The organism is Nonomuraea turcica (assembly GCF_030718205.1).
GTDB lineage: Bacteria > Actinomycetota > Actinomycetes > Streptosporangiales > Streptosporangiaceae > Nonomuraea.
Window position 1 is genome coordinate 20,463 of record NZ_JAUZQF010000013.1, and the last position, 25,202, is coordinate 45,664.

A 25,202-nucleotide genomic window follows, 5' to 3' on the forward strand; every position below is an offset into this window, starting at 1 on the left:
GTGCGTATTGTCGGGATCATTCAGGCTCGTATGGGCTCTACGCGGTTGCCGGGCAAGGTGCTGCGGCAGCTAGGGGGCGGCGGGCGTTCGGTGCTGGGGTGGGTGGTTCGCGCCGTACGCGAGTCGCACGCCGTGGACGACCTCGTGGTCGCCACCACGACCGAGGACGTCGATGACGTGGTGGTCGCCGAGTGCTGCCGCCTCGGCGTGGACTGGCACCGGGGACCGGTGGACGATGTGCTCACGCGGTTCATACAGGCGCTGGAGGAGCGGGAGGCCGAGGCCGTGATGCGCTTCACGGCGGACTGCCCGCTGCTCGACCCTCAGGTGATCAAGGAGGCGGCGCTCGTCTACCGGGCCGTGCCCGGCCTCGGCTACCTGAGCACGAGCCTGGCGCGTACGCTGCCGCGCGGGCTCGACGTGGAGATCGTCGGCCGGGAGGCGCTGGAGCGCGCCGACCAGGAGGCGGACGCCTACCACCGCGTGCACGTGACCTCCTACGTCTACGAGCATCCAGGCGACACGCGGCTGCTCGGGCTCACCTACCAGCCCGTCGCCGACGATCTGCGGGTCACGCTCGACACCGAGGACGACTGGCGGCTCATCTCCCGGGTGGTGGACGAGCTGGGCGACGGCTGCGTGCCGGTCGGGACGCTGGTGAGCTGGCTGCGCGACCGGCCGGAGGTGCGCGAGCTCAACGCCCACGTCCAGCAGAAAGCGCTCCAGGACGCGTGACGGGCGGCTTGCGGGTCGGCTTCCGCTGCGACGCCGGGGTCGGGCGCGGAGTCGGCCATCTGGTGCGTTGCGTGGCGTTGGCCGAGGAGCTGTGCGCGCGCGGGGCGCACGTCGTCTTCGTCGGTGCGGTGGACGGATCCGAATGGGCGCGGGCGCAGCTGCGTGAGCGTGGTCTCCCGCTGGTCGCCGCGCAGGAAGACCCGGTCCGGCTGGCGCGGCTGGCCCGTGAGCTCCGGCTGGACGCCGTGGTGCTCGACTCCTACGACCTGCCGGAGGGCACGGGGGCGGCGCTCAGGGATGCGGGTCTGGCGGTGCTCGCGATCGTCGACGGCGACCCGCTGGGCCAGGCGGCCGACCTCTACCTCGACCAGAACCTGGGCGCCGAGCGCCGGCCCTTCCGCGCCGGCCGACGGCTGGCCGGGGCGCGTTACGTGTTGCTGCGCGACAGCGTGCTGCGAAGCGAGCGGGCGCCGCGGCGGGGCAGGGCGGTGCCGCGGGTGTTGTGCTTCTTCGGCGGCACCGACAGCGCGGGCATGGTCCCCGCGTGGACGCGGGCGCTCCTGGCGACCGGCGTGCCGTTCGAGGGCACGGTGGTCAGCCCGGCGCCGTTCGCCGCGGGTGACGCGATCACCGTCATCCCGCCGACGGACCGGCTGCCCGCGCTCATGGCCGAGGCCGACCTCGTGGTCACCGCGGCGGGCTCGGCCGTCTGGGAGCTGCTCCATCTCGGCGTGCCCACGGCGCTGACCTGGGTGGCCGGCAACCAGCTGATCGGCTATGAGGAGCTGGTGGGCAGGGGCGTCGCGGCCGGGCTCGGCAACACGCCCGGACCGCAGGCCGTCGGCACGCTGGCCCGCCTGCTCGCCGAGCCCGCCGCCCGCGAGGAGCACGGCCGGCGGGGCAGTGGCCTGGTGGACGGCAAGGGCCGGGAACGCGTCGCCGACGCCCTGCTCGAACTGCTCTAGATCAGGTCCCAGGTCAGCGGCGTGCCCTTCGGGACGTCCCGGGCGAAGCGCCGCCCCATCACGTCCCGCGCCGAGTCGGGAGGCAGCCCACCGGCCGGCCGGATCGACCGTACGTTCTCCGCGCTGACCGTCTCCCCGGCCCGCACCTCGCGGACCACGTACAACGACCGCCGGAACCGCAGCCCTTCGCGTTCGGAGGCGCGCGGCCCGATCACCGCGCTCCCCAGCGCCTCCCAGGCCCGCTTGCTCTCCGTCACCAGCGTCGCCAGCTCGCCGGGCTCCAGCGAGAAGGCGGCGTCCACCCCGCCGTCGGCCCGCGACGCGGTCACGTGCTTCTCGATCAGGCAGGCCCCCAGCGCGACGGCGGCGAGCGGGACCCCGATGCCGGGCGTGTGGTCGGAGACGCCGACCACGTCCCCGGTGAGCGCCGCCAGCAGCGGCAGCGCCCGCAGATTGCTCTCGGCGGGCGAGGCCGGGTAGGAGGCCGTGCACGCCAGCACGGCGAGCTGTGTGCACCCGGCCTCCCTGGCGGCGGCCACGGCGGCGTGGATCTCCCCGGTCGACGCCATCCCCGTGGAGATGATCAGCGGCCTGCCGGTCCCGGCCGCCAGCCGGATCAGCGGCAGATCCACGATCTCGGATGAAGCGATCTTGTACGCCGGCACGTCGAGCTTCTCCAGGAACTCGACGGCCGTCGGATCGAAGGGCGAGGAGAACACGATGAGCCCGTGCGAGCGCGCCCGCTCGAAGATCGGCTCGTGCCACTCCCACGGCGTGTGGGCCCGCTCGAAGAGCCGGTAAAGCGTCTCACCGCCCCACAACTCGTGCCCGTCGCCCACGCGGAACGCCGGCCCGTCGGCGTCGATGGTGAGCGTGTCCGGCCGGTACGTCTGCAGCTTCAGCGCATGCGCCCCGGCCGCGGCCACCGCGTCCACGATGGCCAGCGCCCGCTCCAGGCTCCCGTTGTGGTTGCCGGACAGCTCGGCCACGACGAACGGCGGATGACCAGGACCGATCGCCCGCCCCGCAATGGAGATCATGTGTGTTCCTTCCTCAGCTCGATGGCCACGACCTCACGCGCCACCCCGTCCACGTCCCGCTGGTAGAACCCGACCTCGACGAACCCGAACCGCCGGTGCAGCAGCCTGACCGGCTCGTTGTCGGCCAGCACGGAGCCGCGCAACGTCGTCAGCCCGAGCGGCCCGAAGGCGTGGTCGATGGCCGCCCGCTCCAGGCCGATCCACGCCCGCAGCAGCCTCCCCGACCGTTCGAGGCCGTCGAAGTCCAGGTAGAAGCCCCAGCAGGCGCTCGCCGCCGACAGGTCGGCGTAGGTCACCACGCCCGCGGCGGTCCCCTCGTGGTCGTAGATCAGCACGTGTGTGGCCGGATCGGCGCGCGTGGCCGCCCACCAGCGGGCGTGCTCGTCCGCCCCGATCTCGTGTGTGGTGAAGCTGGCGGCCCGCACCTGCGGGTGGTTGCGCCAGCGCCGCATGACCGGCAGATCGTCGTCCCGGACGCCTCTCAGCATCGCGCTCCCAACTAAGCGTGACACGTCCCTTGCCCAACGTAGCGGATGGAGCGTCGGGTAAAGAGCTCATCAGGCTCAGGTCTCGGGCGCGGATTCCACGGCATGCTGCCCTCGATCCCATCCTGAGATCCGAGGAGCAAATCGGCATGATCCCCCATCTCAGCATCGTCGTTCCGTTCCACAACGTGGAGTCGTACCTCACCGAGTGCCTGAAGTCGCTGGCCGTCCAGACGCTGGAGGACTTCGAGGTCGTCATGGTCGACGACGGCTCCAGCGACGGCAGCCGGCGGATCGCCGAGGACTTCGTCGCCAAGGACCGCCGCTTCGTCCTGATAGAGCAACGCAACCTGGGGCCGGGGCCGGCCCGCAACGCGGGGATCGAGCGGGCCACGGGCGCGTACCTGGCCTTCGCCGACGCCGATGACGTCGTGCCGCCGCACGCGTACGAGCGGCTCGTCGCCAAGCTGGCCGAGACCGGCTCCGACCTGGCGTGCGGCGCGGTGGGGCGGCTCGTCGACGGTGTGCTGGAGGAGTCGATCCTGCACGAGAAGGTGTTCAGGCGGCCGCAGCTGTGCACCCACATCACCGACAAGCCGGTGCTCATCAGAGACCGCACGATCTGGAACAAGGTCTACCGGCGCGACTTCTGGGAGCGCGCCGGGCTGCGGTTCTCCGCCGGCATCTACGAGGATGTGCCGGTCGCCATGCGGGCGCACGTGCTGGCCACCCGTGTGGACATGCTGGGCGACGTGGTCTATCACTGGCGCAGGCGGGAGTCGTCCATCACGCAGTGCCGGAACGAGCTGCCCAACCTGCACGAGCGGCTGGCCGCCATCCGGTCGGTCCGGGCGTTTCTCGACGAGCGGGCGCCCGAGTTGCTCGACGGCTTCGACGCGCTGGTGCTGGAGAAGGACATCCTCTTCCTGTTCCAGGCGCTGGAGGTCAGCGAGGAGCCGGGGCCGCTGCTCGAGCTGGCCCGCTCCTGGGTGGCCTCGCTGGGCCAGAACGCCTTGAACACCGCGCCGTCGCTGCGCCGCCTTGAGCTGCACCTGCTCGGGCGCGGCCTGGTGGCCGAGCTGCGGAAGATCCGCGAGTTCCGCCGCGCCCGCGAGGACGCCGCCCGCATCGTGCCGCGTGGCTGGCGCAACACCGGCTGGTACGGCGACTACCCGTTCTTCCGCGACCGCCGGCTCAAGATCCCCGACGCCGTGTTCGACGCCCGCGACGAGCTGAAACTGCACGCCAGGGTCGAGAGCTGCGAGTGGACGGGCACGGAGTACCAGGTACGCGGGCACGTCTCGATCCACCGCGTCGACCGCCGGATCGGCCAGATCGACCTGTGGCTCAGCGACGGCCGCCGCAAGGTCCCGCTGGAGGTGCGGCGCGCCGGACGGCACGGGATCGTCACGACCATCGACCCGGAGCGGCTGGCCGGCGGTGGCCCGAGCTGGCGGCTGCAGGCGCGGACCGAGACGCGCGGGCTGGTGCTGAAGGGCTGGTTCAGGGACGTCGAGGCGCACGCGTCGTGGCGGTTCACGGCATCGGGAGTGCCGGGTTGGTCAAGAAGCGGCATGGACATGCCCCAGTAGTTCCAGACAGTAATCGCAAGAGTGCGTGTCGTGTTCATGCTGGTCTCCATGAGGACCTATTCGCTCGATGACGTCTACGGGACACGCAAGCGGAGAGACTCCTGGTGGACCGTGTATTTCGTGGACCCGGTCGCCTGCCGGGTCGCCCTTCCGGTCGCCAACCGCACTCGGCTGACGCCGAACGCGCTCACTGTGTTTTCGCTGGTCCTCGGCATGGTGTCGGCCGCCTGCCTCGCGATGAATCAGCTCGTCGCCGGCGCCGTGGTCTTCTATCTCAGCTTCATGATCGACTGTGTGGACGGCAAGATAGCCAGGCTCAAGGGCACGGGGACGCCCTTCGGCCTCTGGCTCGACTACGTGGGGGACCGGGTCAGGGTGGTCCTGTGCGCCGGCGGGCTGGCGTACGGGCAGTACACCTTGACCGGGGATGTGCGCTACGTGCTTCTCGGCGCGGGAGTGGCCGTGCTGGACCTTTTCAGGTACGTCAACGCGCCGCAGATGAAGCGCGTGCGCGAGGCCGTCAGGGAAGAGCGGCAGTTGCCGGAGCTCGATGAGGATCCCGGAGCGCTGGTCCCCGTGGACCCCGCGCTGCTGGACCAGCTGCCACTGGCCCGCGAGCCGCTGGAGCAGATGGCGCCGCAGCGGACGCCACGGCCGCGCAACTTTTACCGGCGGCTCAACAGGTCCCTGGCCCGGCGCCGGGTCCGCTCGCACCTGATCAGCGGCATCGAGTTCCACGCCGCGGTGTTCGTGGTCGCGCCCCTCGCGGGGGCGTGGGCGCTGATCCCGGTCGCCGCGACGGCAGGGGTCCTGCTGCTCGTCAACGAGGTCGTCCTTGTCTACCGGATGTGGCTCTTCACACGCAGGTACGCCGTGGCCTCCTCTCAGGAGAGCCGAGAGCGCGTTCTCGTCTAAGTTTTCGGGGGGTTAGTACGAAATGTCCGACCGACCAGTATTCGTCATCGGATGTCCGCGCTCCGGCACCACGATGCTCCAGCTCATGCTGCACTCGCACCCGCACATGGCGGTGCCGCCGGAGACCCGCTTCCTCGTTCCCGCGTATTACCGCCGGCGCAAGTGGGGCGACCTGCGGGTGGCCCATCGCCGCCGCGCCCTGGCGCAGTGGATCGCGACCGACCGCAGCACGAAGTTCCGCGAGCTCAAGATCGACAAGGACGAGTTCGTCAGGCAGGCGGTGGCCGGACCCGGCACGCTCGGGTCGGTGATCGGCACGGCCTTCCGCATGTACGCCGACCGCTTCGACAAGAGCCGCTGGGGCGACAAGCGGCCCAGCTACGTCAAGCAGGTGGACATGCTGCTGAGGCTGTTCCCCGACGCCCAGTTCATCCACCTGATCAGGGACGGCCGCGACTGCGTGTCCTCGCTGAAGGAGATGCCCTGGTACACGCTGGACTCCTACCACGCCATCTCCACCTGGGCCGAGGCCATCGACGCGGGCGGCCGGCTGCGGCGCACCCTGTCCGAGGACACGTACTACGAACTGCGGTACGAGGACCTCACCGACGATCCGGCGACCGAGCTGAAAAAGCTCTGCCACTTCCTGGAGGAGGACTTCTCCCCGTCGATGGTCTCCCCACGTGAGGCGGCCAGCGTGGCGGTGCCGCAGCACAAGGTCTGGCACAGCAACACGCACGGCGAGGTCATCCGCACCCGGGTGGGCAGCTGGGGCAACCGGCTGGACGACTGGGAGATCGCGCTGTGCGAGCACATGCTCGGCGACCGCCTGGAGTCCATGGGCTACGAGCTGACCGGCGTGCCCAAGCCGGCCAGGGAGCACATCACGACCTGCCAGAAGACGATGCAGAAGCGCAAGGCCAGCCGCATGCGCAAGCACATGCGCGACCGCTTCAACCGGCTGCGCGAGCCGAGCCCGGTGCCTGCCCTGCTCACCTCGCGCCAGCGCTCGCTCGCGGGGGTCCCGCAGCAGCGGTCGGAGCTGACCGTTTAGCGCTTGATGTGGGCGAACAGCCGCTCCCAGCGGTCCAGCACGTGGTCGAGGCGGAAGGACTCGGCCCGTGCGCGGGCGGCGGCCCCGAGGCGCCGCCGCTCCTCCATCGAGTTCATGAGCCTGGACAGTTCGGCCCCGAACGTGTCCACGTCCCCCGGCGGTGCCAGCACCGGCCCGGCGGCCCGCACGCCGCCCGACACGTCGAACGCCACCGACGGCACCCCGTGCGCGCCCGACTCCAGCAACACGATCGGCAGGCCCTCGTGCTCGCTGGTCAGGCCCAGGATCGCGGCGTTCAGGTATTCGGCGGGCAGGCGCGCGGCCGGCACAAGGCCCCTGAAGACCACGCGGTCGCCGACGCCCTCCCTGTCCGCGTGCGCGCGGAGCCGCTCCCGCTCGGCGCCGTCGCCGATCAGGTGCAACTCCCAGGGCGGGGGTGCTCCCGAGCGGGCGAACGCGCTGATCAGCCGGTCGAACCGCTTGACGCCTTCCAGCCGGCCCACGCCCAGCACCCGGGGTGAGCTGAGCGTGGACGTGCGCTCCGGCCAGGCGGCCAGCGGGTTCGGCAACGTCCAGGCGTTGGGCAGCAGCGCGTCCTCGGAGAAGCGCCATGTGTCGTCCTCGCTCAGGAAGACCGCCTGGTCGAGCTTGGGGTAGTGCTTCCTGATCGAGCCGAGGTGCCAGCAGCCGCGGGCGTGGTCGTACGAGCCGTGGTATTGGCCGATCGGCCGGAGCCCGGCGGGCAGCAGCTCCGACAGCTTGATCACCACCGACGGCGACGTCATGATCGCGTACCCCGGTCCGATCGCGGCGAGCAGCTTGCGCGCCTTCCGGTCGGACTCCACGACGTGGCGGTGGTAGAGCGGCCGGTCAACGTACGTGAACGGCGCCAGGGACCGCTGCAGGCCGATCACGTGCACCTCATGGCCGCGCTCGGCCAGCCCTTGGGCGAGCGTGTGCGTGACCTGCTGGATGCCGCCGAGGGTGTCGGTGTCCACGCAGGCGAAGACCACGCTCACCGGACCTTCTCCAAGAGCCCGGACCCGAAGAAGTCGTCCACGATCCGCGCGGCGGCGTCCCCGCGCTCGTCGGCGCACCACAGGTGGCGGAAGGCCGTATACCGCTCGGCGTAGGACGCGTGCAGGCCGGGCAGCCGCCTGAGCACGCTCACCAGCTCCTCGGTCGTCGTGACGCACGGGCCGGGCGCGATGGCGGGCAGGTCGTGGTAGACGCCGCGCTCCGACAGCCGGTAGTCGTCCCAGTCGTCGATGAAGAACACCATGGGCTTGCCGGTGATCGCGTAGTCGCACATCACGGACGAGTAGTCCGTCAGCAGGGCGTCCGAGGCCAGCATCAGATCGTTGATCTCGGGATAGGACCCGGCGGACCGTACGAAGTGCTTGAGGTGCTCGGGCGGGCTGTAGTGCTCGACCGGATGGGTACGCAGCACCAGCACCCAGTCGTCGGCCAGTTCCTCAGCCAGCAGCTCCAGATCGACCCGTACGGATTTACCGCTTCCCTTCGCCCAATCCCGGTAAGTAGGCGCATAAAGCAGGATTTGTCGCCCGCGCGGGATCTCCAGCCGTCCCCGGACGTCCCCGACGGCCACGCCCTTGACCAGCGCGTCGCAGCGCGGCGTCCCGTACCGGTAGACCCTGCCCGTGTACCCGTTGGACGGCACGAAGATCCGCGAGAACTCCGCGCTCGGCGACACCAGCGCGTCCCACCGCGCCACCGCCGCCCGCCACTGGGCCCGCGGCTTGTCGAAGTCGGCCCGCAGATCCGGCGCGTCGAACCCGATCGACTTGATCCCCTGGCCGTGCCATGTCTGCAGGTAGCGGGTGCCGCGCGGCTTCGGATAGTCCAGCGGGAACCCGTGGCTGTCCACCCAGATCCCGGCCCGCGCCATCGTCCAGAGATAGCGCCAGCTGCCGCGCCGCACGAGCCGCACGCCGGGAGGGAAGTTCCGGCGGTTCCCTGCCACCGACCAGACGACCTCGATCGGCAGGTTCCGCCGCCGCAGCTCCTCGTAGACGGCCCGCGGGCTGCCGCTGCAGCTCTTGCCGACGTCGGACTCGAACAACGCGAGGTCCCGCCGCCGCGGCAGCACCTTGATCAGCACTTTGTAGGCACGCAGCTTGGCGCGCGGCGTGTTGAACCGCCTCAGCACGACCTGCTTGACCCGCCGCCACACCGACCGCGCGGTGGGATCGGGCCGCACGCACAGGTACGCGGCATAGCCCTCGACCAGCACCCGGCACCGCGGCAGCTCGATCGGCGGGGTGTGCGGGTCGGCGATGATCCGGTCGGTCGTGGTGTGCCCGTCGGAGATCCTGGTGAAGCCGATGCGCGGATCGCACCTGCCGGAGGGGGTGAAGACGACCTCGCTGAGGTATCCCCCCTCGCCGGACGGCTCCGGCTCGATGGGGATCCTCTCCCTGCCGAGCTGCAGGAACGCCGTCCAGTCCACCGGCAGCGCGCCGAACGGGTCGTAGGTCCGCACGGTCATCCGCACCCGCTCGCCCTCGCAGGTGATCTCCGACGCCTCGTGCCGCAGCCGGGAGGCCGAGAAGGGCAGCTCGGCCAGCCGCAGCGCAGTGATGTCCAGCCCGGGTGAGACCGAGGTGCCCCAGTACGTACGCCCGTTGAGCTGCACGGCCGCCCGTGGCGCGGCCCGCGGCCCGGTCAGCGATCCCGCCGCGACCCGCAGGTCCTCGATCCGGTCGTCGAGAATGAGCCGGCAGCAGACCCGCTCGAGCGGCTCGGCCTCGCTCACCACCTCGGCCGGGATCTCCTCCAGGTACGGCCGCACGATCGAGGCGAACTCCTTGACCCACACCAGATCCCGCGCCGGCAGCGGATTGAGGTAGACCCGCAGGTCCTGCCGCACGAACCGGCGCTGCCGGTGCGGCACCAGGTCCTCGGCCTCGTACGTGCGCAGGAGGTCGTCGCTGAGCCGGGCCGCGATGACCCGCTGTCGCACGTTCTCCATGTCGTCGACGCTCAAGGAGATCGAGGAGTTCGCCGGCGACCGGTGCCAGTGGTAGACCACCCACGGCACGACCGCGAACCTCCGCGACACCGCGTACAACTCGGTGGCGAAGACGTGGTCCTCGAAGTGGATGTCCTCGGGGAAGCGCAGCATCCGCTCCCGCAGCCGGCTCACGTCATAGAGCTTGTTCGTGCTGAAGCTGTCCAGGAACAGCTCGGGCTCCTCGCGGATGCCCTCGACCACGCGCCGGCGGGCGAACAACGACGGGTAGTACGGCTGCAGCCGCCCACTCGCCTCGAACAACCGCGAGATCTGCCCCGACACGAAATCCGCCCCGGTCCGCTCGATCTCGGTGAGCAGGCTCTTGCACGCGTGCCTGGGCAACTCGTCGTCGCTGTCCAGGAACATGACGTACGGCGCGGCCGCGGCGTCGATCCCGTCGTTGCGCGGCGCCCCGCAGCCCCCGCTGTTGACCCCTCTGCGCAGGTAACGCACCCGCGGATCCAGTGCGGTGAGCCGGGCCGCCACCTCCGGCGTGCCGTCCGTGCTGGCGTCGTCGGCGATGATCACCTCGAGGTCGCGCAGCGATTGGCCGAGTACGGAGCGCACGGCCCTGGGCAGGCGGGCCGCGTCGTTATACGTGATCACGACAACGGTGCAGTCCGGCATCCCCAAGTCCCCCCGCTGGTCCAATTGCCTGCGGGGATGGCACTTCCCTTGGGGAGGACGAAGTGTCCGGACTTGATGGAGTTTTGCCCAAAAAGCCGGAGTTTTGCGGTCAGCGCATAATCCGACGAATCACCCAGGCGATGATCAGCAGACCCACGATCGCGGCGGCGACGGGCGCCAGTCGCTTCAGCACCGGCTGTCCGGCGATCTCCAGCAGGTCGAGCGCCTCCTCATCGGGCGTCCGCGACGTCCGCAAGGTGCCGGCGGGGCGTACGTCCTCGTCGGGAGTGGGCACGGCGCTCAGGTGCCGCTCCTCCTCCTGCGCCGCCTGCGTCTGGGCAGGCTCCACGGTGGGCTCGGACAGCAGCGCGGCCAGGTTTTCCGCGAACTTGTCGATGAGCTTCGCGCCCACCTCGGCCATCACGCCCCGCCCGAACTGAGCGGGCCGCCCGGTCACGTTGAACGTCGTCTCCACGGTCACCGCCGTGGCCCCCTCATGCGGCGCCATCCGGGCCTTGACCGTGGCCGAGGCCGTGCCGGAGCCGCGGGCTTCCTTGCCCGAGGCCTGGATGGTGAGCGTGTGGGAGTCCTTGTCCACGTCCTCGAACTTGGCCGTCCCCCGATAGGTCACCATGATCGGGCCGACCTTGACCTTCAGCCTGCCGGTGAACTCGTCGCCTTCGAAGATGTCGAGTGTCGCCCCGGGCAGGCACGGCGCCACCCGCTCTACGTCGAGCAGCACCGCCCAGGCCTGCTCGATCGGGACTGGAACAGTGAACTCGTGCTCGAACCGCATCGCCATCGATCCGCTCCTTCTGCCGATGTTGCGACACTACGACGGGCGGGGGCGCCCCTGGAAGAGGCGCCCCCGTAGGTGGCCTAAGGTGCGCCTGCCGCGGTGCGTACCGCGCGGTCGGTCAGGACCTTGGCCAGGTGCCGGCGGTAGTCCGGCTGGGCGTGCAGATCCGACGGCGGGGAGGTGTCCGCCGCCGCTTGCTCGCACGCCTGCCGGATCTGGTCGCTCAGCTCCATGCCCTGCAGGGCGGACTCGGTCGCGCGGGCCCGCACAGGCGTCGGGCCCATGCACGTCAGCCCGATCCTGGCCTCGGCGATCGCGCCGTTGGAGCGCTTGACGGCCGCCGCCACGCCGACGATGGCCCACGCCTGCGCGGTGCGATGGAACTTCTCGTAGTGGAAGCCCCAGCCCTCGCCCAGCTTCGGGATCTTCACCCCGGCCAGGATCTCTCCCGGCTCGAGCGACGACTCCAGGTAGTCGACGAAGAAGTCGGCGGCGGGGATCTCCCGCTCGCCCTGCGCCGACCTCGCCACGAACACGCCATCCAGGGCCAGCACCACGGCCGGCAGGTCGCCTGCCGGGTCCGCGTGCGCCAGCGAGCCGCCGAACGTGCCCCGGTGCCTGATCGCCGGGTCCGCCACGTGGGCGGCGGCCAGCGCCACCAGCGGGCAGCCGGCGTTGACCACGTCGGAGCGCATGACCTCGTCGTGCGTGGCCATGGCGCCGATGAACACGTGGTCGCCGCGGTCGTGCACGCCCTTCAGCTCCGTCAGCCGCCCGACGTCGACCAGCGTCGACGGGTAGGCCAGCCGCAGCCGCAGCAGCGGCAGCAACGACTGCCCGCCGGCCAGGACCTTGGCGTCCTCGTCCGCCGCGAGCGCCTGCGACGCCTCGGCGAGCGAGTCCGGGCGCACGTACTCGAACTGCGCGGGGATCATGACCGCACTCCTTCCAGCGCGCGCCAGACGCGTTCCGGCGAGCACGGCATCTCGACGTCGTGGATGCCGAGCGGGCGCAGGGCGTCCACGATGGCGTTCACCACGGCCGGGGTCGAGGCGATCGTCCCGGCCTCGCCGACGCCCTTGACCCCCAGCGGGTTGCTGGTCGCGGGCGACTCGGTCCGGTCGAGCGTGAACGTCGGCAGGTCCGCCGCGGACGGCAGCAGGTAGTCGGCCATCGTCGTGGTCAGCAGGTTGCCGTCGGCGTCGTACACGGCCTCCTCGAACAGCGCCTGCGCGATGCCCTGCGCAATGCCGCCGTGCACCTGCCCCTCGACGATCAGCGGATTCACCACCTTGCCGACGTCGTCGACCGCCACATACGAGCGGATCTTCACCATGCCCGTCTCGGTGTCCACCTCCACCGCGCACAGGTGGGTGCCGTGCGGGAAGGAGTAGTTCTCCGGGTCGAACGTGGCGTCCGAGTCGAGCCGCGCCTCCACGCCCTCGGGCAGGTCGTGCGCCGCGAACGCGGCCCACGACAGCTCCTGCATGGTCTTCTGCGACTCCGTGCCCCGCACCTTGAACGCCCCGGCCTCGAACTCCAGGTCGTCCGGCGAGCACTCCAGCAGGTGCGCGGCCAGCTTGCGCGCCTTGTCCCTGACCTTCTCGGCCGCCTTCAGCACCGCGATGCCGCCGATGACCAGCGAGCGCGAGCCGTAGGTGTCCATGCCCTTGTGCGCGATCGCCGTGTCGCCGTGCAGGACCGTGACATCGTCGAACGGCACGCCGAGCGCGTCGGCAACGATCTGGCTCCACGCCGTCACATGCCCCTGCCCGTGCGGGGAGGTGCCGGTGATGACCTCGACCTTGCCCGTGGGCAACATGCGCACGGTGCCGTGCTCCCAGCCGCCGGCGGCGTAGTTGGCCTCGCCGAGCATCCTCGACGGCGCCAGGCCGCACATCTCGGTGTAGGTGCTGACGCCGATCCCCAGCTGCACGGGGTCGCCCCGGTCCCGCCGGTCGTTCTGTTCGGCGCGCAGCTTGTCGTAGCCGAACATCGCGGTCGCCTTGTCCGTCGCCGCCTCGTAGTTACCCGAGTCGTAGGTCAGCCCGGAGATCGTGGTGTACGGGAACTCCTCGTGCTTGATCCAGTTGCGTCTGCGCACCTCCACCGGGTCCATGTGCAGCTCGGCGGCCAGCTCGTCCATCACCCGCTCGATGCCGAACGTCGCCTCTGGCCGCCCCGCGCCGCGGTAGGCGTCGGTGGGCATCTTGGTGGTGAACACGCCCGTGCAGGCGAACTCGTACGCGTCCATCTTGTAGATCGCGTTGAACATGGACGCGCCCAGCAGCGGGATGCCCGGCGTGACCAGCATGAGGTAGGCGCCCATGTCGGCCAGCAGGTCCACCTGGAGCCCGCGGATGCGGCCGTCGGCGTCGGCGGCCAGCCGGAGGTGCTGGATCTGGTCGCGGCCGTGGTGCACGGTCAGGTTGCCCTCGGAGCGGGACTCGGTCCACTTGACCGGCTTGCCGAGCTTGCGCGCCAGCAGCAGGCAGAGCACCTCCTCGGCGGTGACCTGCAGCTTCGAGCCGAACCCGCCGCCCACGTCGGGCGCGATCACGCGGATCTTGTGCTCGGGGATGCCGGTCACGACCGCCAGCATGACCCGCAGCACGTGCGGGATCTGCGTGGACGACCACAACGTGTACGACTCGCCGTCGGTGTCCGCCATGACCGCCCGCGGCTCCATCGCGCTGGGGATCAGCCGTTGCTGCCGGAACGTCCGGTCGATGACGATGGGCGCGTCCCTGAACGCGGCCTCGATGTCACCCGAGGTGATCTTGGTGCTGAACGCCTTGTTGCCCGCCTCGTGCACCTTCGGGCTTTCCGTGGTCAGCGCCTCCTTCATCTCGAGCACCGCGGGCAGTTGCTCGTACTCGACGTCGATGGCCTCCAGCGCGTCGGCCGCGCGGTAGCGGTCCGTCGCGATCACGCAGGCCACGGCCTCGCCCACGTACCGCACCTCCGACACCGCCATCGGCGGGTGGTCGGGGATGACCACGTCCTCGCTCACCGGCCACGCGCACGGCAGGCTGCCCTGCTCGGCGGCGAAGTCCTGGCCGCTGAACGCCGCCACGACCCCAGGAAGGTCACGTGCCCCCGACACGTCGACCCTGGTGATCCTCGCGTGCGCCATCGGGCTGCGCAGGAACATCACGTGCAGGAGTCCCGGACGCGTGAGGTTGTCCGTCCACTGCGTGCGCCCCGTCAGCAGCCTGGCGTCCTCCTTACGCTTCCTGGGCCTGCCGACTTCCTTGCCGACTTCCTGGATCGTCATGGCGTGCTCACCGCCTGCCCCATCTCCTGCGCGCCCTTGCGGACGGCGCGGACGATGTTGCAGTAGCCGGTGCAGCGGCAGAGGTTGCCCTCCAGGCCCTGCCTGATCCTCTCCTCCGACGGGTCGGGATCGTCTCTGAGCAGGTCTATCGCGGCCATGACCATGCCGGGCGTGCAGTAGCCGCACTGCAGCGCGTGCTCTTCGTGGAAGGCCTGCTGCATGGGGTGCATCGACCCGTTGACGCCCAGGCCCTCGATCGTGACGACGTCGCAGCCGTCGGCCTGGACGGCGAGGACCGAGCAGCTCTTCACGCTCTTGCCGTCCAGCATGACCGTGCATGCGCCGCAGTTGCTGGTGTCACAGCCGACAGGCGTGCCGGTCTTACCCAGCCGTTCTCGTAGCAGATGAACGAGAAGGAGCCGCGGCTCGACGTCCTCCTCGTACTTGATCCCATCGACGGTGACGGTGATCCGGGGCATACGTCCTCCCTCAGGAGCAGGGGAAAGGCGGACACACCCGAACCTACGCCGGTGTTACTCCCGGTCAAGGGTTACTTACCGCGGACCGCCCGTGCGACGATCGCGACAAGCCCTGCGAACGCCAATCCCAGCACCGTGACGCCGATCAGGACCAGCGGATCCCTGATCGCGCGTGTCACGATCAAAATACCCACAACGACGAAGAGCACGCCGCTGAGCAGGGCCATCCAGTCCGTCCTGTGGAGCTGACGTGGGCGCTCGACCTCACGCGGCACGCCGCACCTCCATGTCGCCGAGCCCGCCCCTCAGGTTGAGCACGATCGTCGAGACCTCCCCCTTGGGCTCGATCTCCGGCTCCAGCACCTTGTCCAGCCGGATGTCCACGCCGCCCCGGACCGACTGGTCGACCGTGATGTCGCCGACCTTGTTGGAGGCGTGCACCTCCAGCCTCACCGTCGGCGGCACGATCACCTCCAGCTCGCCCAACGACACCGCGGCGTTGACCGTCGCCGTCGTGCCCGGAGCCAGCTTCAGCTCCGACAGATCCAGCCGGCCGTCGCCGACGCCGACATCGTAGGCGGCGTTCAGCTCGGTGAGCGTGGTCGGGGCCCACTCGGACGAGCCGATGTTCCGTGGCAGGCCGCCGAGCATCAGGCCCGCGCTCACGATGAGCGCCACCGCGGTCCCGGCCGCCACCAGCCCGGCGCCGCGGCCCCACCAGGCCGCTATCAGCAGTCCGGCGCCGATCGTGATGAGCATCGCGCCGCCGACGATGGTCGGGCTCACTCCGGCGGCCGACCTGGCTTGGACCGCCACGACGATCCCTCCAATGATGATTGCCAGCAGGACGGTGATGGCGCCGATGAACGACTTCGGCCTTCGCTCCTTCTTCGGGAGCGGGCGGCCGTACAGGACCGGGTCGTATGGTGAGTAGCCACCGGCCCGCTTGGCCGGATCCAGCGGCTGGTACGGGCCGCTGGGCGCGAACGGCTCGCCGTACGGGGTGTAGTTCCGCGCGGAGGCCGCCGCTTCGCGCTCCCGCGTCTCGTCGGCCAGCGGTGCCGTCCTGCTCATGCGGGCTGCCGCCTGATCCTTGCGCGCCCCGTGATCCTGGCGCGCCGCCTGCGCGTGCGCCGCTTGATCCTCCCGCGCCGCGTCCTCGTGCGCCGCGTCCTCGTGCGCCGCCTGCGCGTGCGCCGCTTCGCCGGCCGCGGACGGCTCCCGATCGAGCTGCTCGCCGCCCTTCCACGTCGCAAACGCCGCCGTCTCTGCGATCGGCGTCGCCACTTCTGCGCCTGGCGTCGCCGCTTGTGCGCCTGTGCCCGCGCCTGGCGTCCCTGCGCCCGCGCCTGGCGTCTCTGCGCCCGCGCCTGGCGTCTCTGCGCCCGCGCCTGGCGTGTCCGCATCGGCGCCCGGCGCCGTCGCGCCCGCGCCTGGCGTCTCCGCGCTCGGCGTCTCCGCGCGTGCACCGTGCGTCTGTGCGCCGCTTGGCGTCTCCGCACGTGCGCGGGGCGTCTCTGCGCCCGCGCTTGGCGTCTCCGCATGTTCCGCACCCACGCCCGGCGCCTCAGGGGCCGGCGGCATGCGGTCGCCGGCCCGGTGCGGCCCTGGGGCCGGCCTGAACGTGGGCGCGGGCCGGGCGGTGGGCGTCGGGCGTACTGGGGGAGCGGCCTGCCGGCCGGCATAGGACGGCGCGGCCCGCTCCTCCACGCGCCTGCGGCTGAGCCGCTCCGGCATCGACCGGGCCAGCCCCAGCAGATCCACCCCGCTGGAGTGCGCCGCCAGCAGCGACACGGCCAGGAGCACCCCGACCACCAGTGTCCCCGTGTCGAACCAGATCGTGGCCAGGTTGATCGCCAGCCCGAACGCCAGCACCGCCGTCAGCAGCGCAAGCACGGCCTCGGCGTCGAAGTCGCGCCGTGTCCACTGCTCGATGATCCCCGGCCCGCCGTTCGGCTCCTTCATCAGCAGGAACGCCGCCAGATACAGGAACAGGCCGACACCCGAGCCGAGCAGCAGCACGGCGAAGGTCACCCGGAACACCACGGGATCGATGCCGGTATACCGCCCGAGGCCCGCGCACACTCCCATGAGGAAGCGTCCCTCGCTGCTGCGTCGCAGCACCTTCGGGCCGGCGGCCGGTTCTCTGGGCGGAGCTTCTGTCATGGAACCATCGTGGCCCGGCGCGCGGTGTGCTCGCATCCGGGACACCCCTGACCCGACCCGGGGGTTGTTCCCTGATGCCCAGGACATCCCCGACATGTGACGATGGCCATGTTATGGCTGACCAGAAGACTCTCGCCGAGCCCAACGGCGACGCGCCGTACCGGCGCATGATGCGCCCCATGGAGGGCCGCCTGCTCGGCGGCGTGGCCCAGGGGCTGGCGACGCAGCTCAAGCTTGATCCGGTGGTGATCAGGCTGGCGTTCGTGCTGCTCAGCGTGGTCGACGGGGTCGGCGGTGTGGTGTACGCGGTGTTGTGGATGATCACGCCGAAGGAGCCGTACCAGGGCCAGCCGGTGCAGCGGGACTGGAGCCAGCTCGCGGCGTTCACCGCGATCGGGGTGGCGTTGCTGGCCTTCGGGCTGCTCACGGGGGCCTCCCAGGGCGGGATCGGCATGCTGCCGTTCGCGGTGGGCGGCATCGGCGCGTTGATCCTCTGGCAGCAGGCCGACCCCGAACGCCGCCGGAGCTGGATGAGCGGGGCCGCGCTCAGCATCAGGAAGAACCGCGTGCGCACGCTGCTCGGCGTGGTGCTGGTGGTGATCGGCGCGGCCGGATTCCTGTACTCGCAGGGCGAGCTGGCCCAGGCCAGGCCGGGGTTGCTGTTCACCGTCGTGGTCGTCGGCGGCCTGGCGGTCGTCGCCGCGCCCTGGCTCGCGGGCCTGTGGAAGGAGCTGCAGCTGGAGCGGCGCGAGCGCATCAGGCAGGAGGAGCGCGCCGAGGTCGCGGCCATGGTGCACGACTCGGTGCTGCACACGCTCACGCTGATCCAGCGGGTCGCCCACGACCCGCGCGAGGTCACCCGCCTGGCCCGCTCCCAGGAGCGAGAGCTGCGCAACTGGCTCTACCAGCCCGCTCAGGACGCCGACGCCACGCTGGCGGCCGCCGTACGCAGGATCGCGGCGGAGGAGGAGGACGCGCACGGCGTGCCCATCGAGGTGGTCTGCGTGGGCGACATGGATCTCGACGGGGGCGGCAGGCTCGGCGCCATGCTGAAGGCGGCCAGGCAGGCGATGGTCAACGCCGCCAAATACTCTGAAAGTCCCTCCATTTCCGTCTACGCGGAAGTAGAGGGTGAAGAGGTCACGATTTTCGTGAAGGATCGGGGCAAGGGGTTCGACCTCGAGGCGGTGCCGCTCGACCGGATGGGGATCAGGCAGTCCATCATCGGGAGAATGGAACGTCACGGCGGCGCGGCCCGCGTACGCACCGAGCTCGGCGAGGGCACGGAAGTGATGTTGACGATGAAGGTGGAGAAGGCATGACGCGCGTATTGATCGTCGACGATCACCGGTTGTTCCGGTCCGGGGTGCGTGCCGAGCTGGGCGACTCGATCGAGGTGGTGGGCGAGGCCGAGGACGTCGAATCGGCCGTCAAGGCGATCGCCGAGCACCAGCCCGACGTGGTCCTGCTGGACGTGCACATGCCCGGGGGCGGCGGCCAGGAAGTGCTGCGCCGCGTGCTGGGCTCCGGCTCCCAGGTCCGCTTCCTGGCGTTGTCGGTCTCCGACGCGGCCGAGGACGTCATCGGCGTGATCAGAGGCGGCGCGCGCGGCTACGTCACCAAGAACATCAGCGGCAAGGAGCTGACGGACGCCATCCGCCGGGTGGCCGACGGGGACGCGGTGTTCTCGCCGCGGCTGGCCGGGTTCGTGCTGGACGCGTTCGCCTCCTCGGAGGCGCCGCCGATCGACCCGGAGCTCGACTCGCTGACACAGCGTGAGCGCGAGGTGCTGCGGCTGATCGCGCGCGGGTATGCGTACAAGGAGATCGCCAAGGAGCTGTTCATCTCGGTCAAGACCGTGGAGACGCACGTCTCGTCCGTCCTGCGCAAGCTCCAGCTCTCCAACCGGCACGAGCTGTCCCGCTGGGCCACCGCCCGACGCCTCGTCTAATACGCCGTTACGCGAAAGTTATTCGTTTTCGGCAGTCGAAACATCCGTCTCAATTGTCACACAAGGAGGTAGATAGGCACTTAGTCCAGGAGTAACCCTTTGAAGCGCGTAATCCGGATGCTTCCGGCCATGGTCGCACTGGTCGCCGCGACGGCCTGTGCGGCGGAGAGCGTCCCCGTATCGCGAGCTCAAGCCGCCGCCGCGCCCCAGCTGGCCGGCGCGGTCGCCGCCCCGGCGAAGAAGGTCAAGCTCGGCATCGCCGACATCGCTCCCATGGGGGAGAAGACCGAGAAGGTAGGCGTCGGCTTCCCGATCATCGTCACGTTCGACCGTGACGTCAAAGCCAAGGACAGGGCGGACGTCGAGTCGCTGCTGGAAGTGACACCGGAGAAGCCGGTCGAAGGCGCCTGGCGGTGGGTGTCGGCACGCAAGGTCATCTACCGGACCAAGACGTACTGGAAGCCGTACCAGAAGGTGCTCTTCACCGCGAGGCTGTCGGAGCTGCCGGGCAACACCGGCGCCAAGGACGTCTCCCGCCGCTTCGCCGTCGGTGCGCAGCACATCTCCGTGGTCAACACCCGCTCGCACACGATGAAGGTCTACCGGAACGGCAAGCTCGCCAAGAAGATCCCGATCAGCGCAGGAAAGGGCGGCCTGATCAGGAACGGCGTGGACGTCTACCTGACCACGAGCGGCGTTCACCTCACGATGGGCAAGAAGGCCGTCGAGACCATGACCTCCTCCTGGATGGGCGTGACGGATCCGAAGGACCCGCGCTACTACAAGGAGGAAATCCCGTGGGCGGTCCGCATCTCCGACAGCGGCGAGTACGTCCACCAGAGCGCCGGCTACTACCACTTCCTCGGGCGTTCCAACCAGAGCCACGGCTGCGTCCGGGCGACCCCGGCCGGGGCCAAGTGGTTCTACACGATCGCCCAGCGCGGTGACGTCGTGAAGATCACCGGCACCAAGCGCAAGCTCCAGTGGAACAACGGATGGAGCTACTGGCAGCTCAACTGGACCCAGTGGAAGCAGGGCAGCGCCCTGTAGAGGTGAGGGCCCAGGCGGGCCCGGAGCTCGGGGATCACAACTTCTCGAGCGGTGCGTACGCCAGCAGCAGCGTCTTCTCCCCGCCGCTACCGAAGTCGATCTTGACCTTGGTCTTCTCCGCGACCCCGTCCACGGCCACCACCGTGCCCAGCCCGAACGCGTCGTGCGAGACCCGATCCCCGGGCGTGAGCGACGGCACCTTGCGCCCGCCCGCGCCCCCGCTCTTCGCCGGCGCGGGCCGGGCGGCGGGCTCCCGCCGGGTGGCCGCGCTCCAGGCCGACTTCTCCGGATCAGTACGCCAATCGATGAGCTTGCCCGGCACCTCGTTGACGAAGCGCGAGGCGGGATTGAACGACGGCGCCCCCCACGAGCTGCGCACGGCCGCCCGTGTGATGTAGAGCCGCTTCTGCGCCCGCGTGATCCCCACATAGGCCAGCCGCCGCTCCTCCTCCAGCTCCTTCGGCTCGCCCAGCGACCGGATGTGCGGGAAGACACCGTCCTCCATGGCCGTCAGGAACACCACGGGGAACTCCAGCCCCTTGGCCGTGTGCAGGGTCATCAGCGTGACGACCCCCTGGCCGCCGTCCGCGTCGGGGATCTGGTCGGCGTCGGCCACCAGCGACACCTGCTCCAGGAACTCCACCAGCGTCCCCTCCGGATTGGCCTCCTCGAACTCCGAGGCCACGGAGATGAGCTCGTTGAGGTTTTCCAGCCGCGACTCGTCCTGCGGATCCTCGGAGGCCTCCAGCTCGGCGCGGTAGCCGGTGGACACCAGCACCTCCTCCGCCAGGGCCGACGGCGGCATGCCCGCCGCCTTGGCGATCAGCTCCTCGATCATGGCGACGAACTCGCGCACGGCGTTGAGCGACCGCGTCGCCATGCCATAGGCCTCCTCGGCCCTGCGCAGCGCGTCCCAGAACGTGATGCCCTCGCGCGACGACAGCGCTTCGACCGTCGCCTCGGCCCGCTCGCCGATGCCGCGCTTGGGCACGTTGAGGATGCGCCGCATCGACACCACGTCGGCCGGGTTGGCCAGCACCCGCAGGTAGGCCAGCAGGTCCTTGACCTCCTTGCGCTCGTAGAAGCGCACGCCCCCGACCACCTTGTAGGGCAGGCCGGTGCGGATGAAGATCTCCTCGAACACCCGGGACGCGGCATTGGTCCGGTAGAAGACGGCGACCTCGCTCGGCTTCACGCCTTCCTCGTCGCTGAGCCGGTCGACCTCCTGGGCCACGAACATGGCCTCGTCATGCTCGTTGTCGGCGACGTATCCAACGATCTTGGGCCCGTCACCCTGGTCGGACCAGAGGTTCTTGGGCTTGCGCGACTCGTTGCGCGCGATCACGGCGTTGGCGGCGGCCAGAATGTTCTGGGTGGAGCGGTAGTTCTGCTCCAGCAGGATGGTCCGCGCGTCGGGGTAGTCGCGCTCGAACTCCAGGATGTTGCGGATGGACGCGCCCCGGAAGGCGTAGATGGACTGGTCGGCGTCGCCCACCACGCACAACTCGGACTGGTCGGCCCCCGACCGCACGACGTCGCCGTCCGCCGTCCGCAGCTCAGGATGTCCGACCAGCTCCCTGATCAGGATGTATTGGGCGTGGTTGGTGTCCTGGTATTCATCCACCAGCACGTGCCTGAACCGCATCCGGTAGTGCTCGGCCACCTCGGGGAAGAGCTGGAACAACGTCACCGTGTTCATGATGATGTCGTCGAAGTCCATCGCCCCGGCCTCGGTCAGCTTGAGCTGATAGGCCTTGTATGCCTGTGCGAGCGTCTTCTCCAAATGCGAGCCCGCCTTGTCCGTCGCGGTCTCGTAGTCGATCAGCTCGTTCTTGAAGTTGCTGACCTGCGCCGAGAACGAGCGCGGCGGGTAGCGCTTCGGGTCGAGCTCCATCTCCCTGCAGACCATCGCCATGAGCCGCTGCGAGTCCGCCTGGTCGTAGATCGAGAAGCTGGAGGGGAACCCGAGCCGCTTGGCCTCCCGCCGCAGGATGCGCATGCAGGCGCTGTGGAACGTCATCACCCACATGGCCTTGGACCGCGGCCCGACGAGCTTGTCGATGCGCTCCTTCATCTCGCGGGCGGCCTTGTTGGTGAACGTGATCGCCAAGATCTCGCCCGGGTGCACCTTGCGCTCGGCCAGCAGGAAAGCGATGCGATGGGTGAGCACCCGCGTCTTTCCGGACCCCGCCCCCGCCACGATGAGCAGTGGACCGCCGTGATGGATCACGGCCTCGCGCTGCTGCGGGTTGAGGCCGTCGAGCAAGGGGTGGTCAACAGAGACTTGGGTGGGCACGCGTCTAGGTTAAGACTCCCCACCGACAAACGGCGCACGGAATGCCATCGGCAGGGCACCGGTTGTCTTTCAACGGAAGGTCAAGGAGGGGGAGCGATGCTGCCGGAAGCCGAGATCAACAGGGTGCTCGTCGTGACCGCGCATCCCGACGACGCCGATTTCGGTGCCGCTGGGAGCGTGGCGCTGTTCGTGGACCGGGGAGTGGAGGTCACTTACCTGCTGATTACGGATGGTGACGCGGGCGGTAACGAACGTACTCTGGACAACTCCGGCATGGCCGAACTCCGCAGGAGCGAGCAGCGTGCCGCGGCCAAGGCCGTCGGCGTGACGGACGTGCGTTTTCTGGGCTACTCGGATGGTCAGGTGGTGCCGTCCCTCGATCTGCGGCGCGACATCGCCCGCGTGATCCGCCAGGTCAGACCGGACCTGGTCATCACGCACCACCCGGATCGTAACTACCGGTTCATCGCCCCCAGCCACCCCGACCACCGCGCGGTGGGCGGGGCCACCCTGGACGCCGTCTACCCGGATGCCCGCAACCCCTACGCCTTCCCCGAGCTGCTGAAGGACGAGGGCCTGGAGGCCTGGACGGTGCGGGAGGTCTGGCTGAACGGCGGTCCGACCCCGAACCACTGGGTGGACATCACCGACGCCATGGACCGCAAGCTCGCGGCCTTGCAGTCGCATGTGAGCCAGGTGTCGCACGTGGAAGGGTTCGCCGAGTTCGTCAGGGGCCGCTTCGCCGCCTGGGCCGAAGAGGCCGGCTTCGGCGAGGGCCGCTACGCGGAGGCCTTCCAAGTGGTCCCCACCGCCTGAGATTTTTACGGGACGGAACCGGGCGGCACCACCCATAGGGCGGGTTGCCCGGTGACCTCGGCGATGATGTCGAAGTCGCGGTCGTAATGCAGGACCGTCGCCCCGTGCACCTCGGCACATGCGGCGATCAGCAGATCGCTTGGCCCGACCGCCCAATGATGCGATGTGCGTGCGAGCAACGCCTGGACGTCCAGCGCGCGGGTGGCCACCTCCTTCTCGTGGATCGAGAGGAGGTGGAAGTCCTCGCGCAGGTGACGGGCGTGCCGCTCGTAGACCTCCGGGTCATCCGCGCTCAAGAGCACCTCCAACTGCGTGACCTCGCAGATCGCGAGCATCTTGTCGAGCATCAGCGGCTGGAGCACCCGGTGAACTGCTGGGTGCGGCATGCGCGCCAGCGCGCTTTTATGGATGAGGTAGATCACGCCCGTGGATACCACGCACGATTCGTGGTATCCGGATCCAGTAGATCGGCGTTGTCTCGGGCGCGCCAGTACTCGAAGGCCTTCCGACGCTTTGACCGTTCGGAGATTTCCTTCAGAGCCGCGTTGACGGTCTCCTCCGTGGTCGAAGTCCCCAACTCGTGCCGGGCGACTTCGAGAAGCTCCTTGTCGATGTCGATGACCGTGCGCACGCAACACCACCTCCGTACCTCCAGCGTGTATCGGAATTTGTGATCTTGAAATACGCTCTCCCCGAGGCGGCACCGGCCTCGGGGAGAGCGCTCCGGGAGACCGTAAAGCATCGAGGTCAGACGCATATGGAACGCTCCATGAAATGGGAGAGGATCTTCATCCATAGGTGAAGAACTCTCATTCACAGAGTGACCGCAGCGCCTGGACTTACTTCTTCTTCGCGGCAATCCGGGCGAAGAGATAGCCCAAAGAGTTGGTCGCCAGGTGCAGCATGGCCGGGGCCAGGAGGCCGTTGTGACGGCGTAGCTCGCAGAACAGCACCCCGGCCGCCGCCGTGGACACCACGCTCCCCGCCACCACTCGCGCCATGTCCAGGTGGTTAGGGGACTCGCCGGCCGTCAGGGCGCCCAGGGCCGGGTTGGCGCGGGCCATGTCCATGGCAGGCAGGATGTGCCAGAGACCGAACAGGGTCGAGGAGACCGCCGTGGCGGCGACCGTGCCGTGCCGCTGGCGCAGCATCGCGTACAGGGCCCCGCGGAAGCCCACCTCCTCCAGGAGGACCGTGCCCAGCGGGACCTGGAGGAGGGCTTCCTCCAGGACGCGGGCGCGCGAGAGCGACAGGGCGCGCTCGTCGTGGAAGAGCGGCCTGGTGCGGGGATGCGATATGCCGACCGTGTAGACGGTGGCCACCGCCGCCGCCAGGGCGCCGCCCGCGATCGCCCCGCGGCGGCCGTGCTCGAAGCCCAGCTCCTCCCACGACAGGCCGGACTTGCGGGCCATCGCCACGAGGGCCGCCGTCGCGGCGGTAGAGGTCAGCGGGCCCAAGCGGGGGGCGACCTTGTTGTTCATGAGGTTGGCGGCGGCGAGGACGGCGATCGAGCGGAGGAGCACCCTTGCAGGCTACGTCGCGACGCGCCCGTCTCGCCCCGCCTCGCGCCAATCGCCCCCCGCCTCCGGAAAGACCCCGGTCAGGAGGCGGCGGCCGAGTTGCGCCAGCCCGCCGGGAAGCGGGTGCGGCGGCGTTCCTCCGGGGTGAGGCCACCCCAGATGCCCTCCGACTCGCCCGCTCGTAATGCGTAGGAGCGGCACTCCTCCATCACCTGGCAGCCCGCGCAGACCGCCTTGGCGCGCGCTTCCTGCAGAGGCGAGGGGGCGAGTGGGAAGAAGAGGTCAGGGTCGCTGGATCTGCACGCCCCCCGGCGCAGCCAGCCGATCTCCTCCAGTGGCATGGGTCAACGGTACGGCCTGGTCATGATCGACCACATCATCCTCTGGGTTGATCGGGGAGT

General features: G+C 69.8%; 24 protein-coding genes. 9 read left to right on the top strand and 15 right to left on the bottom strand.

Going from position 1 to position 25,202, the window contains the following annotated elements; translation table 11 throughout:
- Both Q9G87_RS31160 and Q9G87_RS31165 read left to right on the top strand, forming a co-directional pair.
- Nucleotides 1-735 (top strand): glycosyltransferase family protein, encoded by a 735-nt coding sequence (locus Q9G87_RS31160; protein ID WP_305920087.1) that lies wholly within the window; start codon nucleotides 1-3, stop codon nucleotides 733-735.
- Nucleotides 732-1,700 carry a PseG/SpsG family protein gene (locus Q9G87_RS31165; protein ID WP_305920088.1) on the top strand — a complete coding sequence of 323 codons (969 nt, stop codon included), beginning with the start codon at nucleotides 732-734 and terminating at the stop codon, nucleotides 1,698-1,700. The genes Q9G87_RS31160 and Q9G87_RS31165 overlap by 4 nt, the downstream gene beginning before the upstream one ends.
- Here the strand turns inward: Q9G87_RS31165 and pseI are convergent.
- Nucleotides 1,697-2,740: a pseudaminic acid synthase gene (gene pseI, locus Q9G87_RS31170; RefSeq protein ID WP_305920089.1), complete on the bottom strand. Its 1,044-nt coding sequence runs from the start codon at nucleotides 2,738-2,740 to the stop codon at nucleotides 1,697-1,699. The two genes, Q9G87_RS31165 and pseI, sit on opposite strands and share 4 nt — an antisense overlap.
- Nucleotides 2,737-3,228, bottom strand: a complete 492-nt coding sequence (locus Q9G87_RS31175) for a GNAT family N-acetyltransferase (protein ID WP_305920090.1) — start codon at nucleotides 3,226-3,228, stop codon at nucleotides 2,737-2,739. The genes pseI and Q9G87_RS31175 overlap by 4 nt, the downstream gene beginning before the upstream one ends.
- A gap of 146 nt (nucleotides 3,229-3,374) precedes the next feature.
- On the opposite strand from Q9G87_RS31175, the gene Q9G87_RS31180 reads away from it, so the two are divergent.
- From Q9G87_RS31180 to Q9G87_RS31190, 3 genes are read left to right on the top strand one after another with little or no spacing between them, the layout of a single operon-like run.
- Nucleotides 3,375-4,817, top strand: coding sequence for a glycosyltransferase family 2 protein (locus tag Q9G87_RS31180; protein WP_305920091.1), 1,443 nt, complete (start codon nucleotides 3,375-3,377; stop codon nucleotides 4,815-4,817).
- Nucleotides 4,818-4,865: 48 nt separating this feature from the next.
- Complete coding sequence (locus Q9G87_RS31185) at nucleotides 4,866-5,732, top strand: CDP-alcohol phosphatidyltransferase family protein (protein WP_305920092.1); 867 nt, start codon at nucleotides 4,866-4,868, stop codon at nucleotides 5,730-5,732.
- Between the two features lie 22 nt (nucleotides 5,733-5,754).
- Nucleotides 5,755-6,786, top strand: a complete 1,032-nt coding sequence (locus Q9G87_RS31190; RefSeq protein WP_305920093.1) for a sulfotransferase family protein — start codon at nucleotides 5,755-5,757, stop codon at nucleotides 6,784-6,786.
- Here the strand turns inward: Q9G87_RS31190 and Q9G87_RS31195 are convergent.
- The 8 genes from Q9G87_RS31195 to Q9G87_RS31230 all read right to left on the bottom strand — a co-directional run bounded on the left by Q9G87_RS31195 (nucleotide 6,783) and on the right by Q9G87_RS31230 (nucleotide 17,168).
- On the bottom strand, nucleotides 6,783-7,805 hold the full coding sequence (locus Q9G87_RS31195) for a glycosyltransferase (RefSeq protein WP_305920094.1): 1,023 nt from the start codon (nucleotides 7,803-7,805) through the stop codon (nucleotides 6,783-6,785). The two genes, Q9G87_RS31190 and Q9G87_RS31195, sit on opposite strands and share 4 nt — an antisense overlap.
- Nucleotides 7,802-10,447: a bifunctional glycosyltransferase/CDP-glycerol:glycerophosphate glycerophosphotransferase gene (locus Q9G87_RS31200; protein ID WP_305920095.1), complete on the bottom strand. Its 2,646-nt coding sequence runs from the start codon at nucleotides 10,445-10,447 to the stop codon at nucleotides 7,802-7,804. Before Q9G87_RS31200 ends, Q9G87_RS31195 begins: the two co-directional genes overlap by 4 nt.
- 109 nt (nucleotides 10,448-10,556) lie before the next feature.
- The gene (locus Q9G87_RS31205) at nucleotides 10,557-11,249 is read right to left on the bottom strand and encodes an SRPBCC family protein (RefSeq protein WP_305920096.1); all 693 of its coding nucleotides are present in this window, start codon (nucleotides 11,247-11,249) and stop codon (nucleotides 10,557-10,559) included.
- 77 nt (nucleotides 11,250-11,326) lie between these two features.
- Nucleotides 11,327-12,181, bottom strand: coding sequence for an FAD binding domain-containing protein (locus Q9G87_RS31210; RefSeq protein WP_305920097.1), 855 nt, complete (start codon nucleotides 12,179-12,181; stop codon nucleotides 11,327-11,329).
- Nucleotides 12,178-14,523: a xanthine dehydrogenase family protein molybdopterin-binding subunit gene (locus Q9G87_RS31215; protein WP_305920098.1), complete on the bottom strand. Its 2,346-nt coding sequence runs from the start codon at nucleotides 14,521-14,523 to the stop codon at nucleotides 12,178-12,180. The genes Q9G87_RS31210 and Q9G87_RS31215 overlap by 4 nt, the downstream gene beginning before the upstream one ends.
- Nucleotides 14,520-15,002, bottom strand: coding sequence for a (2Fe-2S)-binding protein (locus Q9G87_RS31220; RefSeq protein ID WP_305920099.1), 483 nt, complete (start codon nucleotides 15,000-15,002; stop codon nucleotides 14,520-14,522). The genes Q9G87_RS31215 and Q9G87_RS31220 overlap by 4 nt, the downstream gene beginning before the upstream one ends.
- Nucleotides 15,003-15,073: 71 nt before the next feature.
- A complete protein-coding gene (locus Q9G87_RS31225) occupies nucleotides 15,074-15,229 on the bottom strand; it encodes a hypothetical protein (RefSeq protein ID WP_305920100.1) in 156 nt (51 codons plus the stop codon).
- 37 nt (nucleotides 15,230-15,266) lie between these two features.
- A complete protein-coding gene (locus tag Q9G87_RS31230) occupies nucleotides 15,267-17,168 on the bottom strand; it encodes a PspC domain-containing protein (protein WP_305920101.1) in 1,902 nt (633 codons plus the stop codon).
- 113 nt (nucleotides 17,169-17,281) lie between these two features.
- On the opposite strand from Q9G87_RS31230, the gene Q9G87_RS31235 reads away from it, so the two are divergent.
- From Q9G87_RS31235 to Q9G87_RS31245, 3 genes are all read left to right on the top strand, one after another.
- Nucleotides 17,282-18,490, top strand: a complete 1,209-nt coding sequence (locus Q9G87_RS31235; RefSeq protein ID WP_305920102.1) for an ATP-binding protein — start codon at nucleotides 17,282-17,284, stop codon at nucleotides 18,488-18,490.
- Nucleotides 18,487-19,119, top strand: a complete 633-nt coding sequence (locus Q9G87_RS31240) for a response regulator (RefSeq protein WP_305920103.1) — start codon at nucleotides 18,487-18,489, stop codon at nucleotides 19,117-19,119. Before Q9G87_RS31235 ends, Q9G87_RS31240 begins: the two co-directional genes overlap by 4 nt.
- A 99-nt stretch (nucleotides 19,120-19,218) precedes the next feature.
- Nucleotides 19,219-20,169 (top strand): L,D-transpeptidase, encoded by a 951-nt coding sequence (locus Q9G87_RS31245; RefSeq protein ID WP_305920104.1) that lies wholly within the window; start codon nucleotides 19,219-19,221, stop codon nucleotides 20,167-20,169.
- A 34-nt stretch (nucleotides 20,170-20,203) separates the two neighbouring features.
- Here the strand turns inward: Q9G87_RS31245 and pcrA are convergent, their stop codons facing one another.
- Complete coding sequence (gene pcrA / locus Q9G87_RS31250; protein WP_452450478.1) at nucleotides 20,204-22,465, bottom strand: DNA helicase PcrA; 2,262 nt, start codon at nucleotides 22,463-22,465, stop codon at nucleotides 20,204-20,206.
- A gap of 96 nt (nucleotides 22,466-22,561) precedes the next feature.
- On the opposite strand from pcrA, the gene Q9G87_RS31255 reads away from it, so the two are divergent.
- Complete coding sequence (locus Q9G87_RS31255) at nucleotides 22,562-23,281, top strand: PIG-L deacetylase family protein (protein ID WP_305920105.1); 720 nt, start codon at nucleotides 22,562-22,564, stop codon at nucleotides 23,279-23,281.
- 5 nt (nucleotides 23,282-23,286) lie between these two features.
- On the opposite strand, the gene Q9G87_RS31260 is transcribed toward Q9G87_RS31255, so the two are convergent.
- The 4 genes from Q9G87_RS31260 to Q9G87_RS31275 form a co-directional block, all read right to left on the bottom strand.
- Nucleotides 23,287-23,703 carry a PIN domain-containing protein gene (locus Q9G87_RS31260; protein ID WP_305920106.1) on the bottom strand — a complete coding sequence of 139 codons (417 nt, stop codon included), beginning with the start codon at nucleotides 23,701-23,703 and terminating at the stop codon, nucleotides 23,287-23,289.
- Complete coding sequence (locus Q9G87_RS31265) at nucleotides 23,700-23,912, bottom strand: type II toxin-antitoxin system VapB family antitoxin (protein ID WP_305920107.1); 213 nt, start codon at nucleotides 23,910-23,912, stop codon at nucleotides 23,700-23,702. Before Q9G87_RS31265 ends, Q9G87_RS31260 begins: the two co-directional genes overlap by 4 nt.
- 208 nt (nucleotides 23,913-24,120) lie before the next feature.
- Complete coding sequence (locus Q9G87_RS31270) at nucleotides 24,121-24,804, bottom strand: CPBP family intramembrane glutamic endopeptidase (protein WP_305920108.1); 684 nt, start codon at nucleotides 24,802-24,804, stop codon at nucleotides 24,121-24,123.
- A 77-nt stretch (nucleotides 24,805-24,881) separates the two neighbouring features.
- A complete protein-coding gene (locus Q9G87_RS31275; RefSeq protein WP_305920109.1) occupies nucleotides 24,882-25,142 on the bottom strand; it encodes a WhiB family transcriptional regulator in 261 nt (86 codons plus the stop codon).
- Nucleotides 25,143-25,202 lie beyond the last annotated feature (60 nt).

Bases quoted from the DNA above. Each gene is read 5' to 3' on its own strand.
- pseI (WP_305920089.1), bottom strand. From the start codon at position 2,740: ATGATCTCCATTGCGGGGCGGGCGATCGGTCCTGGTCATCCGCCGTTC.
- Q9G87_RS31175 (WP_305920090.1), bottom strand. From the start codon at position 3,228: ATGCTGAGAGGCGTCCGGGACGACGATCTGCCGGTCATGCGGCGCTGG.
- Q9G87_RS31180 (WP_305920091.1), top strand. From the start codon at position 3,375: ATGATCCCCCATCTCAGCATCGTCGTTCCGTTCCACAACGTGGAGTCG.
- Q9G87_RS31185 (WP_305920092.1), top strand. From the start codon at position 4,866: ATGAGGACCTATTCGCTCGATGACGTCTACGGGACACGCAAGCGGAGA.
- Q9G87_RS31190 (WP_305920093.1), top strand. From the start codon at position 5,755: ATGTCCGACCGACCAGTATTCGTCATCGGATGTCCGCGCTCCGGCACC.
- Q9G87_RS31200 (WP_305920095.1), bottom strand. From the start codon at position 10,447: ATGCCGGACTGCACCGTTGTCGTGATCACGTATAACGACGCGGCCCGC.
- Q9G87_RS31205 (WP_305920096.1), bottom strand. From the start codon at position 11,249: ATGGCGATGCGGTTCGAGCACGAGTTCACTGTTCCAGTCCCGATCGAG.
- Q9G87_RS31210 (WP_305920097.1), bottom strand. From the start codon at position 12,181: ATGATCCCCGCGCAGTTCGAGTACGTGCGCCCGGACTCGCTCGCCGAG.
- Q9G87_RS31215 (WP_305920098.1), bottom strand. From the start codon at position 14,523: ATGACGATCCAGGAAGTCGGCAAGGAAGTCGGCAGGCCCAGGAAGCGT.
- Q9G87_RS31220 (WP_305920099.1), bottom strand. From the start codon at position 15,002: ATGCCCCGGATCACCGTCACCGTCGATGGGATCAAGTACGAGGAGGAC.
- Q9G87_RS31225 (WP_305920100.1), bottom strand. From the start codon at position 15,229: ATGGCCCTGCTCAGCGGCGTGCTCTTCGTCGTTGTGGGTATTTTGATC.
- Q9G87_RS31230 (WP_305920101.1), bottom strand. From the start codon at position 17,168: ATGACAGAAGCTCCGCCCAGAGAACCGGCCGCCGGCCCGAAGGTGCTG.
- Q9G87_RS31235 (WP_305920102.1), top strand. From the start codon at position 17,282: ATGGCTGACCAGAAGACTCTCGCCGAGCCCAACGGCGACGCGCCGTAC.
- Q9G87_RS31240 (WP_305920103.1), top strand. From the start codon at position 18,487: ATGACGCGCGTATTGATCGTCGACGATCACCGGTTGTTCCGGTCCGGG.
- Q9G87_RS31255 (WP_305920105.1), top strand. From the start codon at position 22,562: ATGCTGCCGGAAGCCGAGATCAACAGGGTGCTCGTCGTGACCGCGCAT.
- Q9G87_RS31275 (WP_305920109.1), bottom strand. From the start codon at position 25,142: ATGCCACTGGAGGAGATCGGCTGGCTGCGCCGGGGGGCGTGCAGATCC.